Here is a 15,136-nt window from a genome sequence, read left to right on the forward strand (position 1 = left end):
ACACAAGCCAACAAGGAGACAACGGATGCAAGCCGACTACTCGCTGCTGATCAAGCAACTGCTGATCACACCGCTGGCCCAGGCCCCCGAACAGACCATCGTCTATCGCGACGTGAGCCGCTATACCTATCGCACGCTGCGCGACCGCATCGGCAGGCTGGCATCGGGGCTGCAGGGACTGGGCGTGGGCCACGGCGACACGGTGGCAGTGCTCGACTGGGACAGCCATCGTTACCTGGAGTGCTTCTTCGCCGTGCCGATGATGGGGGCGGTGCTGATGACGGCCAACATCCGTCTCGGCTTCGACCAACTGCAGTACACGCTGCAGCATGCCGCGCCCCGCGTGCTGCTCGTCCATCGCGATTTCCTAGAGACGGTTCGACTGATGCCCGACGTGCTGGCCGCTGCCCGGCGCGTGGTGGTGCTCGACGACCACGACGATGCTTCCGACGCCAGCGGTTACGAGGCGCTGCTCGCTACCGGCGATCCCGGCTTCGCGTTTCCCGATTTCGATGAAAACACCCGGGCCACGCAGTTCTATACGAGCGGTACGACAGGAATGCCGAAGGGCGTCGCGTTCACGCATCGGCAACTGGTGCTGCACACGCTGGCCACATGCGCCGCATTCGGCAGTAGCCGGACCCAGGGCCGCTTCCACAATGGCGACGTCTACATGCCGATGACGCCCATGTTCCACGTGCACGCGTGGGGCATGCCCTACGTGGCGACGATGCTGGGCGTGAAGCAGGTCTATCCCGGTCGCTACGCGCCGGACATGCTGCTGGCGCTGAAGGATCGCGAGGGGGTGACGTTTTCCCATTGCGTGCCGACAATCCTGCAGATGGTGCTGGACCGCGCGGAGGCGGATGGCGCCAATGCAGCGCGCCTGGCGGGCTGGAAGATCGTGGTGGGCGGCGCGCGATGTTCCGCTGCCCTGGCCAGACGCGCGCTTGCGCATGGCATCGACGCGTTCGCCGGCTACGGCATGTCGGAAACCTGCCCGTTCATCACGGCGTCGCACATCGATCCGTCGCCGGCGGAAGACGATGACGAAACGCTGTCGACGCGAATCCTGCCCGGCCGTGCATTGCCGCTGGTGGAAATCCGCATCGTCGATGCCTCCATGCAACCGTTGCCGCCCGGCAGCGGGCAGCAGGGCGAGGTGGTGCTTCGCGCGCCATGGCTGACGCAGGCTTACCTGGGTAACGCCGCCGCGTCCGAGGAACTCTGGCGCGGCGGATATCTGCACACCGGCGATATTGGCATGCTCACCGATGGCGGCTACCTGCAGATCACGGACCGGCTCAAGGACGTCATCAAGACCGGCGGTGAATGGATTGCGTCCGGCACGGTCGAGGACTTGATCTGCCGGCACCCGGACATCCGCGAGGCTGCCGTCATTGCCGTGCCCGACGAAAAGTGGGGCGAGCGGCCTATGGCGATAGTCGTGGCGCACACCGGCTGCGCAGACCGCATCGACGCCAACGCGCTGCGCAGTCACCTGGCGCTTCACGCGGCAGACGGGCGCATCCCGAAGTACGCAATCCCCGAGACGATACACTTCGTTGATGCGCTGCCACGCACCAGCGTGGGCAAGTATGACAAGCGCGCGATGCGGGAACGCTACCAGCAAAGGGGGGAGACGCCGTGAAAAGAACGCGGGACAAGGTGGGGACGGTGCGCATGCTGCCGGCGTCCAAGGCAGCGTCCGAGCCGGCAGCGGAAACGCTGGACCATGCAAAGGACGTGGCGTCGATCATCGCCGAAGGGTCGGATCGGAATTTTGTCGAGGCGTTGGCACGGGGACTGCGCATCCTTCAGGCGTTTCATTCGAGCGAAGAACGGCTGAGCAATCTCGAGATCGCGCACCGCTGCGGCCTGCCGAAATCCACCGTCACGCGCCTGACCTATACGCTGACGACGCTCGGCTTTCTGCATCATATTGCCGACCTCGGCCGCTATCGCATCGGCCTTGCCACCCTGACGCTGGCCCACGTGGCGCATGCCCGGCTGGATCTTCGGGTGGCCAGCGACGCCGCGCTGCAGGAACTCGCGGACAGTACGCGTACGATGATCTCGCTCGGGATCCGCGACGATCTGTCGGTGCTCTATATCGACTGCCGCCGTAGCCAGTCGACCGCCGTCACACTGAACCTCGACGTCGGCAGCCGGCTGGCGCTCGGGACAACCGCCATCGGGCGCGCGCATATCGCCGTGATGAGCGCGGCGGAACGGCGCGCCGTCATGCAGCGGTTGGGGGCGCTGGGCGAAACGCAGTGGCCGGTCATCGAGCAGGGCATCGCACGGGCGGTCACGGAACTGTCCGAGATCGGCTGCGTCACGTCGTTTGGAGAATGGAACAAGGAGATCAACGGTATCGCGGTGCCCCTCAGGCTTGGGTCCGAACTGCCGCCCGTCGTCGTCAATGCGGCGGCGCCCTCACGGACCGTCTCGGCAGAAAAATTTCTCGCGGACGTTCGCCCACGGTTGATCGCCACGGCCCGGATGATCGAGAATCGCTATCGGCGGCAAGGATGACGATCCGTGGTGAATCGTCATAGTTGGAGTGCCACGATCTTGGTTTGGCGTGCTTACGAGGACTGGGCGATCGCGCGCGGTCACCAATACGGAACGATCATCGTCGACCTGGAGCGACGTGAGCCGATCGAAGTGTTTGCCGGCAGGGAAGCCACTGCGGTGACCGCTTGGCTGCGTGCACACCGATCAATCGAGATCGTCGCCAGGGATCGGGCGGGTGCCTACTCCGAGGCGGTCGACATCGCGCTGCCGGCAGCCAGGCAAGGCTCCGATCACACTTCACGATAGTCGCTTCATAATGCAATTAATCGCCAAGAGAATTCTCCAACCAAAAATCGCCTGGCTCGATGAAGGCGGCTAGCCCGCAAGATCAGATCGGTCAGCAGGAAACGCCAAATCGGGGGGATCAATGGACCGTCCGATCCGCGGCGGCGATCAACGCAGGGGAATGCTTAGCCGATCCCGCCAGTTGCGCAATTCGGCTGTGCGGAAGGACTGGAACTTCCCGGCAAGCGCCAGGAGCAGATCCGATTGCGGGGTATCAAGCAGAGTGGCGGCTTCCGACAACCTCAGCCCGCTGACTCGGATGCGGGCGGTGATGTCTTTCACGATGTTCGCTTTCAGCGGGATCTCTTCGGCGTCTGCGAAGCCAAGCTGCGCGTAGACATTACCTTTTCCATACTCGAAGCAAAACATGTGAACTCCTTTCATTCACTGGACAACAACCCCTTTTTGCATCGTGCGTTGGTGGCTGAGGGCGCGATTATTCAGTGTATTGAATGTCAATACAATCTCGGGGAAACACTAAGAGGGGCGTTCCCCTGACCTTTATCCTGTCGTCGCTGCGACGGCTGGCGACGACAGAATTGCGGACACGGCGTTAGCGGAAGGGGCACTGGTTGCCCTTGGAACGGGGAGGCAGGTGTGAGCACCTTCAATCCCTGGAGTTTTCATCCAAACGGCAGGCGGAGAAGATCGTTTCACCCAGCCATGCAGTTTCACGCTCGTGAAATTACGCAGATCTCCGGGTTAAACGACGAGCGCCAGATCACGGGTTGTCGCATCGGGCTTCTTGGTCCTCACGGCCGAATTTGCAAGCGGTGCCAACGGTCGAAGCGGCCAGCCCGGCGGCCGGCTAAGCGCACAACGGGGGCGCCCCTTGGCCGGCCGCAGTCGCGGCAGCGTGCGCCAGGGCGTGGGTCGGCATGGCTAGCTGCCGCCGCCTGCAGATTCTTCAGCAGACCGGACCGGCTTCGCCGGCGCCATATGTGCTTGGGCTTGCGCCTGCAACACAGGCTCCACCAGGACGGCGTACTCTCAGCCCACGCACGCGCGAGTAGCGGGCACCCATCGGAGGCTTGTTGCCCGCTACCGACGACTTCCAGCCATCAGTGCTTGGTCTCCTGTGGCGTCGCTGGCAGTGGCGCACAGCGCTTTACGAATGGATCAGTCTAGCCTCCCAACCAGCCAGACGATGGCAAGGTAGGTCAGCACGTGCGCGTACTGGTCCAGGCCAAATGCCCACCAGAACTGCGGCTGATTCGGGGTCAACTTGGCGCGTCGGCCGAGGCGCACCTTCCAGCGATCGATCAGGTAGTGAACGACAGCGTCGAAGAGCCCCAGCCAGAGCCAGTGGGCCATACCGAAGCCGACGAGCAGTACCGCGGTACACAGGCCATGCAAGCCCGCGTGGGCATAACCGCCCGGGCTCCGGAAGTCGCCCTTGCCGGCCAGCATCCAGCTCGGCTGCCACAGGTAGTCGCAGATGAGATGTTTGGTGAACAGCGCGAACAGCAGCAGCAACGCCATGGCCAGCCCTCCACCCCAAGTCATGCCGGACCGTGCGCATTAACAACTGCGCGCCGCGCACGTAGTGGCGACGGACGCCAGCTTTCCCGTACTCCGCCGCAATGGCTGATGGCTGTCAAGCATTGCCTGGGCTTTGCTCGGTTCGAGGAGGTCGAATCCGGCCAGCACCCAGCGGCGCGGCGGGATGCGAATCGGCCAGGAAGTGCTCGTAGGCGAGCAGGTCCTCATGGGGTAGCGGCTTGCCGCGCGGTGGCGTGGTCGGGCTATTGGCATAGCGGGCGAGACAGGCCGGCGACCGCGGCAAGGTCGTCTGCGGCATAGCGGGTTGACTGACCTCCGAAGGGAAGTCCAGGTGAGGCAGGGATCATCCATGTGATCCGCTCACACTTATAGACATAAGAACACTTATGTCTAAACTACGGCAGATTTTATTGGTTATTAAACGTATTACGTCGTAATATATAAAAATTCAACGACGCTTTTTTGCCGATGGCCGCCGCCGATCTCGATCTGACCGACACCACCTTGCAGGCCGATCTGGCGGAACTGCGCAGCCGTTTCCCCGACACCCGCGCGCTGTACCGCGAGGTCTGCGGCCTGCTGTTCTTCCGCTATGGCGTGACGCCCACCGCCAACAAGCTCTACAGCCTCGTGCGCAAGGGCAGCATGGGCACGCCCGCCGAGGTGCTGCAGCAGTTCTGGCAGGAGTTGCGCGGGCGCACGCGCGTCACGATCGACCATCCGGACCTGCCGGATGCGCTCAAGCAGATCGCCGCCGAGGCGGTCCAGACCATCTGGCAGTCGGCTAACGAGGCGGCGAGCAGCGAACTGGCTGCGCTCCGTGCGGAAGCCCGCGACGCGGCGCATGCGGCCGAGGCCGAGCGCGATGCCGCGCGCGCCGAGACGGCGGTCGCGCGCGAGGACGCGCTGGCGCTGTCCGCCCAGCTGGGCGAAGCGCGCCAGGCGCACGACGCCGTGCAGGCCGAACTGGCGGCCGAGCGCCAGGCGCACGCCGCGACGCGGGCGCGTTGGGAAGCAGGGCGGGGGGAACTGGAGGCGGCGGGGCGCCAGCTGGCGGAACTGCGCACCCAATTCTCGACCGAGCTCGAGCGTGCGCGCGAGGCGGTGACGCTCGCGCAGGAACGCGCCGAAGCCAGCGAGCGGCGCAGCCTGCGCGAACTCGACCAGGAGCGCACGGCGCGCCAGAAGAGCGAGCGCACGGCCGATGAGCTGCGCGCGGAACTGGCGGCGGCCCGCAGCGAAGCGCGCGATGCCGCGGTGGCGCAGGCGGAGGGCCGCGCGAAGCTGGAAGCCCAGACCGCGGCGCTGGCCGAGCGGCTCGCGGCCACCGAGCAGGCGCAGCGCAAGGCCGCGGGCGACCTGGACACCGTGCAAACGGAGCTTGCCGCGGCGCAGCGCCGGGCCGAGCGGGCCGAAGCGGAAGCCGGGGTTCTACGCCGGAACCCCAGAAAATTCCGTCATTCCACATTGTGAACGTCAATCGGTTTGTTGCCTGACGTGCCGAGCGAGTAACTCAGTCGGTAAATGCCTGCCCGAACTGCCGTGCCCGCTTTACATCGTCGGTATGCAAGTAAATCGACGTGGTCGAAATCGACGCGTGACGCAGGTTATCTCGTACGGCGCTCAGCTCAACCCCTCTGGCGATCGCGTGGGTCGCATGGGTGTGCCGCATCCAGTGCGGAGAGGCCCGATGCAGCTTTTCAGCCAGCACCGGATGGTCGTTCTTGATAATCTGCGCGACGAGCCGAAAAAACCGGCGCATGACTTCCCACAGCCGCAAGGGCTTGATGCCGGCATCGGCGTCGTCAAGGCTGCCAATCAGGGACGTGGTCGGATTCCAGTGAGCACGGCTGACAGGAAGCCCCCGCTCCTGCAGATATCGGTCCAGCGCTGTGCGCGCTAGGGGTGTCAGGGTAACGCGGGCTGGCTTGCCGCCCTTGCCGACCACGTGCAGCCAGTGATCACCGGCTGCGTCGACTTCGATGCTGCGCAGTGTGGCGTCAGCCAGTTCGCTGATCCGCAGTCCCGTTGCGTAGCCGAAATCCAGCATGAACCGCAACCGTTGCGCAGCGGGCGCCTGCCAGCCGTACGACCACTCGAGCCCGTTGGCGATGGTGCGCGTCAGCATCCATTCTCCTTCGGTGAAAGCGTGCGAGGTTTCAAGAGCCATGGCGCGCTTGCTGCCGCGTACCTTGATGCCGGAGAATGGGTTGGCCACGACGTAGCGCTGCTCGACCAGCCAGCGGAACATGGCGCTGAGCACGGCAAGCGCATGCGCAATCGAACGGGCCGAGAGGTTGTCGACAAACGGGCGCCAGTCCGTTGATGTGCGCGGCCGCGGTGGCCCGACCCAGCGTTCTCGCGGTGTAGGTCTGCGCAGAAACGCCCTGTAGTCGGTGGCATCCCGGGTGGTCAGCGAAGACAGCGCCTTGCCGCGAGCAACGATGCCCCAGAGAATCAGCCGTTCGGCTTCCTTGCGGTAGGCCCGCTGCGTGGCCGGGGATTCGTGCAACGCGAGCCATGCCTGGATAGCGTCGTAATCGTTGTCGACGCCGAGGATGCAGGCCGACACCGGTGCGCGGAAGGCGCCGGCGGATCCGTCGATCTCGTGCGGTAGCCGTAGTTGCTCCCAAGGCGTCACGACTGACTGCCGATCCGCGATGATCAGTGCGCGGGCCCGCTCCGTGAGCGCCGGGTACGCGGCAAAGAAGGCCTCGATCCTTCTTGCACTGGCCGGCCCGAGACCCGGAATGACGGTCCACCACTGCCGGCGACGCGGAATCCGTACCGTGAGATCGGCCAGGGTCCGGATGCCGGCCGCGTGCAGGGTGCGGGCAGCGCGATTCGGCAGCCAGTGCGCAATGTCGTCGCCGATCTGCGGAGCTGGCGCAGGCATGATGCGCAGTAGCTCGACAGCCTGCGTGGTGGCGCGCGCATGATGCATACGCTTTTGGGCCGGGCATTCGAACAGCGTGGCCAGATCTGCCCGCTGTCGGTTACGGGCATAAAGTGCCAGTTGCCGGCGGATCTGGCCGATGACGCCGCGGGCTGACTGGCTGTGGCTGAGCCGATCTTGCATGTACCGGTGTGCCGCCTCACGCGAGGATGCGCCCTCGTACCAGGCACGCAGCGCTGCCAGTGCATCAGCATCAGGAAAGTCGGTCGGGATGTCGGCGGCGGACGGGCTCGTGGGGCGCGTTTTCATGTCATCGAGTTTAATATGGAAACAATGCCACAGAGATAATAAAGCTTATCTCTGTAGAATGCGGGAGTTCAATATTTCTGTCGTACCCCATGTCGTGATATCACAAAATTGAAGGATCTGACGTTGCGTGGAGAGGATGGTCGATGATCAACAAGAATAAGCTGCTCAGCGTCTTTTCCGACGCCGAACAGGAAGCCCTGTATGGCCTGCCTGATTTCGACGATGCGCAGCGGCTGGAATACCTGGCATTGACCGAATCCGAACTGGCGCTCGCCAGTAGCCGGCCCTCCATACCCGCGCAGGTCTATTGCATCTTGCAGATTGGCTACTTCAAGTCCAAGCACGCCTTCTTCCGCTTCGATTGGGACGAGGTTGAGGACGATTACGATTTCGTGTTGAGCCGCTATTTCCACGGCGAGCCGTTCGAACGCAAGCCGATCACCCGGCACGAGTACTACGCCCAGCGCGAACAGATCGCTGAACTGTACGGCTATCGACCGTGGGTGGCCGCCTTCCTGCCGCAACTCATGCAGCAGGCCGCGCAGATCGTACGTCGCGACGTGACACCGGGATTCGTCGCCGCCGAGCTCATCGTGTGGCTCAATGAGCACAAGATGATCCGGCCCGGCTACACGACCTTGCAAGAGCTAGTCAGCGAAGCCCTGTCCGTCGAACGTCGGCGGCTGGGCGACCTGCTCACCGGCGTATTGGACGAATTGACCCAAACCGCGCTAGACCAACTTCTGGTGCGCGATGATACTCTGTCGAAACTGGCGGCGCTGAAACAGGATGCCAAGAATTTCGGCTGGCGTCAGATGGTCCGCGAACGCGAAAAGCGCGGCACGCTGCAGCCGTTGCACGAAATCGCCAGGACGCTGCTGCCCCGGCTGGATATCTCGCAGCAGAACGTGCTGTACTACGCAAGCCTGGCGAACTTCTATACCGTCCACGACCTGCGCAACCTGAAGGCGGATCAGGCGCAGCTCTACCTGCTGTGTTACGCCTGGGTGCGCTTCCGACAGCTCACCGACAACCTGGTCGATGCGATGGCCTTCCACATGAAGCAGCTCGAGGAAGAAAGCAGCGCGGGCGCGAAACAGTCACTCATCGCCGAGCAAGTAAAACGCCATCGGGAAACGCCGCAGATCGGCCGCCTGTTGTCGCTCTATGTGGACGACAGCGTAGCCGATCCGACGCCGTTCGGCGAGGTGCGTCAGCGCGCCTATAAAATCATGGCCAAAGATGTGCTACAAAACACGGCGCAACGCATGACGGTCAAGCCGCTGAGTCAACTGGCACTACACTGGTTGGCGGTGGACGGCCTAGCCAAACGTATTCGCCGTCACCTGCGCCCCTTGTACGTCGAGCTCGACTTCGTCGGCACCTCCCCAGACAACCCGTGGCTCGCGGCGCTGGCTTGGGTCAAGGGGGCCTTCGCCAAACAGCAGCGCCTGTCACAACGACCGCTCGCCGAATGTCCCGCGGCCACGCTGCCGAAGCGCCTGCGACCGTACCTGCTGATCTTCGGCGCTGATGGTCAGCCGACCGGTTTGCACGCCGATCGCTACGAATTCTGGTTGTACCGCCAGATCCGGAAGCGCTTCCAGTCGGGAGAGATCTATCTCGACGACAGTCTGCAACATCGTCACTTCTCCGACGAGCTTGTTTCGATGAACGAGAAGGCCGACGCGCTGGCGCAGATGGAGATCCCGTTCCTGCAGCAGCCAATCGATGCCCAACTCGATGCGTTAGCGGCCGAGTTGCATGCACAATGGCTGGCCTTCAACCGAGAGCTGAAACAGGGCAAGCTTACGCACCTGGAATACGACAAGGATACGCAGAAGCTGATTTGGCGCAAACCGAAAACCGAGAACCAGAAGGTGCGTGAGCAGGCATTCTACGAGCAACTGCCATTCTGCGATGTTGCCGACGTGTTCCGCTTCGTCAACGGCCAGTGCCAGTTCCTGTCGGCGCTGACGCCATTGCAGCCGCGCTACGCGAAGAAGGTAGCGGACGCCGATAGCCTGATGGCGGTTATCATCGCTCAGGCAATGAACCATGGCAACCATGTCATGGCGCGCACCAGCGACATTCCGTACCACGTTCTGGATAGCACCTACCAGCAGTATCTGCGTCAGGCGACGCTGCATGCGGCCAACGACTGCATCAGCAACGCCATCGCCGCGCTGCCGATCTTCCCGTACTACTCGTTCGATCTCGATGCGCTGTACAGCGCCGTCGATGGGCAGAAATTCGGCGTCGAGCGACCGACCGTGAAGGCGCGTTACTCGCGCAAATACTTCGGACGAGGCAAAGGCGTCGTCGCCTACACGCTGCTGTGCAATCATGTCCCGTTGAACGGCTACCTAATCGGCGCGCACGAGTACGAGGCGCATCACGTGTTCGACATCTGGTATCGCAACACGTCGGATATAGTGCCGACTGCGATCACCGGCGACATGCACAGCATCAACAAAGCCAACTTCGCTATCCTGTATTGGTTCGGGTTGCGCTTCGAGCCTCGCTTCACAAACCTCGATGACCAGTTGCAGGAATTGTATTGTATCGACGACCCGGCGCTGTACGAGAAATGCCTGATTCAGCCGATCGGACAAATCGATCGGCAGCTCATCACCAGTGAGAAGACAAATATCGATCAGATCGTCGCCACGCTGGGCCTCAAAGAGATCACGCAGGGCTCGCTGATCCGCAAACTATGTACGTACTCGCAGGAAAACCCGACACGTCGCGCGATTTTTGAGTTCGATAAGCTCATTCGTACCATCTACACGTTGCGTTACCTGCGCGACCCGCAGCTCGAGCGAAACGTGCATCGCTCCCAAAACCGCCTCGAGTCTTACCATCAGCTTCGTTCGACCATCGCCCAGGTCGGCGGCAAGAAGGAATTGACCGGCCGCACCGACATCGAAATCGAGATCAGCAACCAGTGCGCCCGGCTGATCGCCAACGTCATCATTTTTTACAACTCGGCGATTCTGTCGCATCTACTGACGAAATGGGAGGCCAGTGGCAACGCCAAGGCGCTGGCGCGGCTTACGCAGATATCACCGGCAGCCTGGCGGCATATCCTTTTGAACGGGCACTACACTTTTCAAAGCGACAACAAAATCGACCTGGACGCGCTCATTGCAGGGCTCGAATTGGAGTGATCGAATTTTCGGCGGTTCTGGCTTGGAATCCCTTATTCCTGTTACGGTGGAATACGATGCCACAACCAGGTAATCCTTTACCCCCAGCCGTGGTCAACACCTGGCGACTGAGCGTCGGCACGTCGCTGTTCGTGATCGATATCCTGGCCGACGGCAGCTGGCGACCGGCGTATATTGCGCCAAAGCGGCTGGGTGGCTGGACGATGGATGTGTTGCCGAACATGCCGCCGACGTTAGTCGATATCGCTCCCTCGGTACGCACCTGGGCGCGACAGTACGGCGCGAATGTAACGAACCGGCGCACGCCGGCGCGCCGGTTTCCCGCGCAAACCGCTTCTTCGAACAGGACGCCAGAATGAACATGCTGAAACGTCGTCTCGATGCGACAGACGAAAAGCTGCAGGAGCTGAAAACAGCCCGCAAAGCGGCAGCTAAGGCGCAGCGCCAGCAGGTCAAGCAAACGCGCGCGGATCGCGAGCGAAAGATCATGCTGGCCGGCGAGGCGTTGCTGCGGCGTGTCGATCGCGGCGAGTGGGATGAAGCCGATTTCCGCGCGATGATGGACGATTATCTGTCGCGGCCCGCCGATCGCGCGCTGTTCGAGCTCGACGATGTATAGCCTTTGATGTTCGACGTCGACGCACCGCACAGCCAGGTCGGCAAATGTTGATTTGATTCACGATGAAGGATGCCCGATGCTGCCAACGCTCCGCATGAACCGGAATTTTGTCGAGGCCTTGCTGGCCGAGCGCGCGCCCTGCTTTGCGATGGGACTCGTGGCCGAGGGCCAGACGCACTATGCTTGCCTGGCACTGCGGCCGGTGGATGACATTCCGAACGACGTAACACGCAGCGGTTTCAACTTTGGCCACTCGATACGCGGCACCGACGACTTCGAGGTCGTACACTTCGGCTTAGAGTTTTACGGCTACCGCATCTTCAATGCGCTGATCAATCCGAGCAACTTCATCGCCAGGACAATCCTGTCGCACATGGTCGACACGAAGGCGTTTTTCTTCTTCGCGGTCAACCCGTCAGGCGGTGTGACGGTGTTCAAGTCCGGCATCGGTGAATGCAGCCTGGACAGCATCGAGTCTAATCTCGAGCGGATACTGCGCTCGAGCACGTCCGATGCTCAGTACGACGCGGCGCTGACAACGTTCAGCGACCATCCAGATCCGGTCGGGCCGATGCTGCACTGGGTTTGCCGGGACTGCGAAGATTGTCTCGACCTGTCCCACAATGTAATCGAACTGGGCCCCGCGTAACGGTCCTGATGGTCCGTGTGACCGAGACCGTCATGTCACTCACCGGACGTCGCTCCAACATTCTTCGGCTGGAATAAGCCGATTAATGTTCACAATGTGGAACGACGGAATTTTCTGGGGTTCCGGCGTAGATCCCCAAGCCGCGCTCGCGCGCCAGTGGCTGGCCACCCTGCGCGTCGCGCCGCGTGAACGCGACGGTGGTGGGGGCAGGCGGCGCAAGGGCGGCCGTTCGGCGGCGACCGCGCCGGAAGCGCAGGGCGACGGGCAGGGGAACGCTCAGCAGGATGAGCTGGGCGAAGCGCAGCGTGAAGAGCGGGGCGACGCGCCGGGGGCGGTGTACCCCGACCATCAGGACGAAGGCAACGACAGCAGTGACGGCAGGGATGACAGCAAAGATTGAGCGGGCGGACGCGATTCCGCGGGATCCCGGTGTAGAGGGGCGTAGGCGAGAAGCGAACGACACGCCAGAGACAAGGTCTCACCGTCCATGGGATAAGGAAGCGTCTGCACCAGCAGTGACGGCAATGAAGGAGAACAAATTGGCCCCAAAACCAGTAGTGGAACCCTTGGTCGCGAGCCAGGCGACGGACGGATTGGGTCAGATGGAGCTTCCCATCGCTGAGGCAATGCGCGACGCGGATCCCGTCAGTGGCGAAGCCAGTGGTGCGGGCGTCGGTCGTGGCAGCGTTGACACGCAGGCCCCACGCATGGACTTCTGGTCGACCAGCCGGGATAGCGGCCCGACGGCGACCGTGTCCTATCGGCGCCGGCGGGCTTACGCCGCCCCGGCCGCTGCAACGGAAGCCGTGGCACCGGAAGCATCGCGGGAAGCCGTCGCCTCGGAGGCGTTGACGGAATCTGACGCGCCGCAAGCGCCCATGGAAGCCATGCCCTCGGCAGCGACCCCTGAAGCCGTGGCCGAAGCTCCGGTTGAAGTCCGGGCCACGGACGAACCGACGGAAGCTGCCGTCCAGGACGAACTGACCGAAACGGCCGCCCCGGTCGCACCGCTTGACGTCCCAGCTCCGGAAGAGGTGCGGGCCCCGAAGCGCGGTCGGAAGCCGAAAGCGCTCACCGAAACTGCCGCTCCGGAAGCGGCGCCGGAAGAGGTGCGGGCCCCGCAGCGCGGTCGGAAACCGAAAGCGCTCGCCGCAACTGCCACGCCGGAAGCTGCGCCGGAAGAGACACGGACCTCGAAGCGCGGTCGGAAGCCGAACGCGCTCACCGAATCTGCCGCTCCGGAAGCTGCGCCGGAAGCGACGCGGGCCCGGAAGCCGAAAGCGCTCGCCGAAACTGCCGCGCCGGAAGCCGCGCCGGAAGAGAAGCGGACCCCGAAGCGCGGTCGGAAGCCGAAAACCCTCGCTGAAGTTGCCGCGCCGGACGTCACGACTCGCGAGACCCCAACCCGGAAGCGCGGGCCGAAGCAGAGAACACTGCCTGGCGTGGAGGCTGCCCCGGAAGCGCCGACTCAGAAGACGAAAACCCGGAAACCGCGACAGGAGCAAAAAGCGCCTACTGCAACCCAAAGCCCGTCGCAGTCCTCACTGCTCGCTCAACTGGCATCTGTCAATGCGCAACTTGAGCAGTTGCGAGCGGCGGTGCCAAAGGTCGTGGAGAAGATTCGACAGTGGATGCAGGAGTACGACCTCAGCATGGAGGACATTGCGGGCAAGCCCAGTGTTAAGCCCGCTGCCCGCGCTGTTCCGACCAAGACGAAGGCCGCGCCGCCTCCGAGGTACCGCAACCCCAAGACGGGCCAGACCTGGTCGGGGCGCGGTCGGGCTCCCGCATGGATTGGCAAGAAGCGCGAGCGTTTCCTCATCGATCTCTTGCACTGAACGACAGGTCGGCGGGCGCGGCCGGTCCGCCCCCATTCTGATCTAGCAATCTTGGCAGGGCGGAAGTTCGGCGGCCACTGCGCAGGAAGCCCGAGGAGAAGAGCCGGGCAACGAGCCCCGGGGCGGCGCCGCTGCCTAACAATCAGGACGAAGGCAACGACAGCAGTGACGGCAGCGATGACAGTAAAGACTGAGCGGGCGGACGCGATCCGCTGGATCCAGGCGCAGATGGACGACTACGGGCTCACCCTCGAAGAGCTCGACGCGGCGGGGTGCTTCGCGCCGCCTCCCCCACCCGAGCCACCTCGACCGCCCGCACCGCCGCCGCCGGTGGTCTGCTATCGCAACGCGGAAGGGCTCACCTGGGACGGGCGGGGCGAGATGCCCTCGTGGCTCAAGCGAGCGGTCAATGCGGGGCAGAGTATGGAGTTTTTCCGGGTGGGATAGGGCCGCCGAGGCATTCGACCCGCAGACCAACAGCGATCCGACGAGGGCTCACCGACACAACCTACGACGACCCATTTATGAAAGTACACGTTTCCACCCTGTTGTGGCTCGCCGCCGTGGCGAGCGGCGGCATGCTGCCACCCACGCCGGCACATGCCGGCGTGTTCGACGATGAGCAGGCGCGCAAAACGGTCATCACCCTGCGCGACCAGTTCAACAGTTTCCAGACGACTGCGACCCAGCGCATTGAGCAGAACAGCCGCACCACGCTCGACCTGCAGAACCAGCTCGAAGGCCTTCGCCAGGAAGTGGCGCGGCTACGCGGCCAGAACGAAGTGCTGCAGAACACGGTGGCGACGCTGCAGAAGCAGCAGAAGGGCTATTACGCCGACCTGGATGCGCGCCTGAAGAAGTTCGAGCCGCAGCACACCTCGGTCGAAGACCGCCAAGGCACATCGCAGCCGGGCGAGAAGCCCGAATACGACGCCGCGCTCAAGCATTTCCAGGCGGGCGACTTTAAGAGCGCTGGGAATTCATTCTCGTCGTTCATCAAAAAATATCCGCAAAGCCCCTACCTGCCGCTGGCGCAGTACTGGCTCGGCAACTCGCTCTACGCGCAGCGCGACTATAAGGGGTCCACCTGGGTGCTGCACAAAATGATGGACGCCAACCCGACGCATCCCAAGGTGCCGGACGCCATGATCGCGGTGGCCAACAATCAGCTCGAGTCCGGCCAGAAAGATGCCGCGCGCAAAACGCTGGAACAGGTCGTGGCCAAGTATCCCGGTACCGAAGGCGCGCGTGCGGCGAACAATCGGTTGAAGACGCTGAAGTAAGTGC

Annotated in this window: 14 protein-coding genes and 1 pseudogene; 12 read left to right on the forward strand and 3 right to left on the reverse strand. The window is 63.2% G+C overall.

Features of this window, described 5'->3' with window-relative positions; translation table 11 throughout:
• Positions 1-25: 25 nt before the first annotated feature.
• The 3 genes and pseudogenes from ACIGJG_RS31590 to ACIGJG_RS31600 form a co-directional block, all read left to right on the forward strand.
• Complete coding sequence (locus ACIGJG_RS31590) at positions 26-1,651, forward strand: fatty acid--CoA ligase (RefSeq protein WP_483674310.1); 1,626 nt, start codon at positions 26-28, stop codon at positions 1,649-1,651.
• A 32-nt stretch (positions 1,652-1,683) separates the two neighbouring features.
• A complete protein-coding gene (locus ACIGJG_RS31595) occupies positions 1,684-2,538 on the forward strand; it encodes an IclR family transcriptional regulator (protein WP_483674311.1) in 855 nt (284 codons plus the stop codon).
• A gap of 57 nt (positions 2,539-2,595) precedes the next feature.
• A pseudogene (locus tag ACIGJG_RS31600) lies at positions 2,596-2,811 on the forward strand (transposase); the annotation flags it as partial.
• A 162-nt stretch (positions 2,812-2,973) separates the two neighbouring features.
• Here ACIGJG_RS31600 and ACIGJG_RS31605 read toward each other — a convergent pair.
• On the reverse strand, positions 2,974-3,234 hold the full coding sequence (locus ACIGJG_RS31605) for an XRE family transcriptional regulator (RefSeq protein ID WP_483674313.1): 261 nt from the start codon (positions 3,232-3,234) through the stop codon (positions 2,974-2,976).
• Positions 3,235-3,984: 750 nt separating this feature from the next.
• A complete protein-coding gene (locus tag ACIGJG_RS31610; RefSeq protein WP_483674314.1) occupies positions 3,985-4,347 on the reverse strand; it encodes a DUF3307 domain-containing protein in 363 nt (120 codons plus the stop codon).
• Positions 4,348-4,836: 489 nt separating this feature from the next.
• Between ACIGJG_RS31610 and ACIGJG_RS31615 the strand changes: the two genes are divergently transcribed.
• Positions 4,837-5,841 (forward strand): DNA-binding protein, encoded by a 1,005-nt coding sequence (locus ACIGJG_RS31615; RefSeq protein ID WP_483674316.1) that lies wholly within the window; start codon positions 4,837-4,839, stop codon positions 5,839-5,841.
• Positions 5,842-5,881: 40 nt separating this feature from the next.
• Here ACIGJG_RS31615 and ACIGJG_RS31620 read toward each other — a convergent pair whose 3' ends face one another.
• A complete protein-coding gene (locus ACIGJG_RS31620; protein ID WP_007180429.1) occupies positions 5,882-7,573 on the reverse strand; it encodes a site-specific integrase in 1,692 nt (563 codons plus the stop codon).
• Positions 7,574-7,716: 143 nt separating this feature from the next.
• Here ACIGJG_RS31620 and ACIGJG_RS31625 point away from each other — a divergent pair, with 143 nt between their 5' ends.
• The 8 genes from ACIGJG_RS31625 (at position 7,717) to ybgF (ending at position 15,132) form a co-directional block, all read left to right on the forward strand.
• A complete protein-coding gene (locus tag ACIGJG_RS31625) occupies positions 7,717-10,743 on the forward strand; it encodes a Tn3 family transposase (RefSeq protein WP_007181927.1) in 3,027 nt (1,008 codons plus the stop codon).
• Complete coding sequence (locus ACIGJG_RS31630; RefSeq protein ID WP_156903410.1) at positions 10,740-11,102, forward strand: hypothetical protein; 363 nt, start codon at positions 10,740-10,742, stop codon at positions 11,100-11,102. Before ACIGJG_RS31625 ends, ACIGJG_RS31630 begins: the two co-directional genes overlap by 4 nt.
• Positions 11,099-11,362, forward strand: coding sequence for a hypothetical protein (locus tag ACIGJG_RS31635; RefSeq protein ID WP_007180432.1), 264 nt, complete (start codon positions 11,099-11,101; stop codon positions 11,360-11,362). The genes ACIGJG_RS31630 and ACIGJG_RS31635 overlap by 4 nt, the downstream gene beginning before the upstream one ends.
• A 76-nt stretch (positions 11,363-11,438) precedes the next feature.
• The gene (locus tag ACIGJG_RS31640; RefSeq protein WP_007180433.1) at positions 11,439-12,011 is read left to right on the forward strand and encodes a hypothetical protein; all 573 of its coding nucleotides are present in this window, start codon (positions 11,439-11,441) and stop codon (positions 12,009-12,011) included.
• Between the two features lie 94 nt (positions 12,012-12,105).
• Positions 12,106-12,411 (forward strand): hypothetical protein, encoded by a 306-nt coding sequence (locus tag ACIGJG_RS31645; RefSeq protein ID WP_483674320.1) that lies wholly within the window; start codon positions 12,106-12,108, stop codon positions 12,409-12,411.
• Positions 12,412-12,535: 124 nt separating this feature from the next.
• Entirely contained in the window at positions 12,536-13,849 is a 1,314-nt protein-coding gene (locus tag ACIGJG_RS31650; protein ID WP_483674321.1) for an H-NS histone family protein, read from the forward strand.
• Positions 13,850-14,026: 177 nt separating this feature from the next.
• A complete protein-coding gene (locus ACIGJG_RS31655) occupies positions 14,027-14,296 on the forward strand; it encodes an H-NS histone family protein (RefSeq protein WP_483674322.1) in 270 nt (89 codons plus the stop codon).
• 77 nt (positions 14,297-14,373) lie between these two features.
• On the forward strand, positions 14,374-15,132 hold the full coding sequence (ybgF, locus tag ACIGJG_RS31660; RefSeq protein ID WP_483674323.1) for a tol-pal system protein YbgF: 759 nt from the start codon (positions 14,374-14,376) through the stop codon (positions 15,130-15,132).
• The last annotated feature ends 4 nt before the right edge of the window (positions 15,133-15,136 follow it).

This window comes from Cupriavidus sp. C1SS-2L (assembly GCF_057073735.1).

Excerpts from the sequence above, each read along its gene's own strand:
- ACIGJG_RS31610 (WP_483674314.1), bottom strand. The coding sequence starts at position 4,347 with ATGGCGTTGCTGCTGCTGTTCGCGCTGTTCACCAAACATCTCATCTGC.
- ACIGJG_RS31650 (WP_483674321.1), top strand. The coding sequence starts at position 12,536 with ATGAAGGAGAACAAATTGGCCCCAAAACCAGTAGTGGAACCCTTGGTC.
- ACIGJG_RS31615 (WP_483674316.1), top strand. The coding sequence starts at position 4,837 with ATGGCCGCCGCCGATCTCGATCTGACCGACACCACCTTGCAGGCCGAT.
- ACIGJG_RS31605 (WP_483674313.1), bottom strand. The coding sequence starts at position 3,234 with ATGTTTTGCTTCGAGTATGGAAAAGGTAATGTCTACGCGCAGCTTGGC.
- ACIGJG_RS31645 (WP_483674320.1), top strand. The coding sequence starts at position 12,106 with ATGTGGAACGACGGAATTTTCTGGGGTTCCGGCGTAGATCCCCAAGCC.
- ybgF (WP_483674323.1), top strand. The coding sequence starts at position 14,374 with ATGAAAGTACACGTTTCCACCCTGTTGTGGCTCGCCGCCGTGGCGAGC.
- ACIGJG_RS31595 (WP_483674311.1), top strand. The coding sequence starts at position 1,684 with ATGCTGCCGGCGTCCAAGGCAGCGTCCGAGCCGGCAGCGGAAACGCTG.
- ACIGJG_RS31635 (WP_007180432.1), top strand. The coding sequence starts at position 11,099 with ATGAACATGCTGAAACGTCGTCTCGATGCGACAGACGAAAAGCTGCAG.
- ACIGJG_RS31620 (WP_007180429.1), bottom strand. The coding sequence starts at position 7,573 with ATGAAAACGCGCCCCACGAGCCCGTCCGCCGCCGACATCCCGACCGAC.
- ACIGJG_RS31640 (WP_007180433.1), top strand. The coding sequence starts at position 11,439 with ATGCTGCCAACGCTCCGCATGAACCGGAATTTTGTCGAGGCCTTGCTG.
- ACIGJG_RS31655 (WP_483674322.1), top strand. The coding sequence starts at position 14,027 with ATGACAGTAAAGACTGAGCGGGCGGACGCGATCCGCTGGATCCAGGCG.
- ACIGJG_RS31625 (WP_007181927.1), top strand. The coding sequence starts at position 7,717 with ATGATCAACAAGAATAAGCTGCTCAGCGTCTTTTCCGACGCCGAACAG.
- ACIGJG_RS31590 (WP_483674310.1), top strand. The coding sequence starts at position 26 with ATGCAAGCCGACTACTCGCTGCTGATCAAGCAACTGCTGATCACACCG.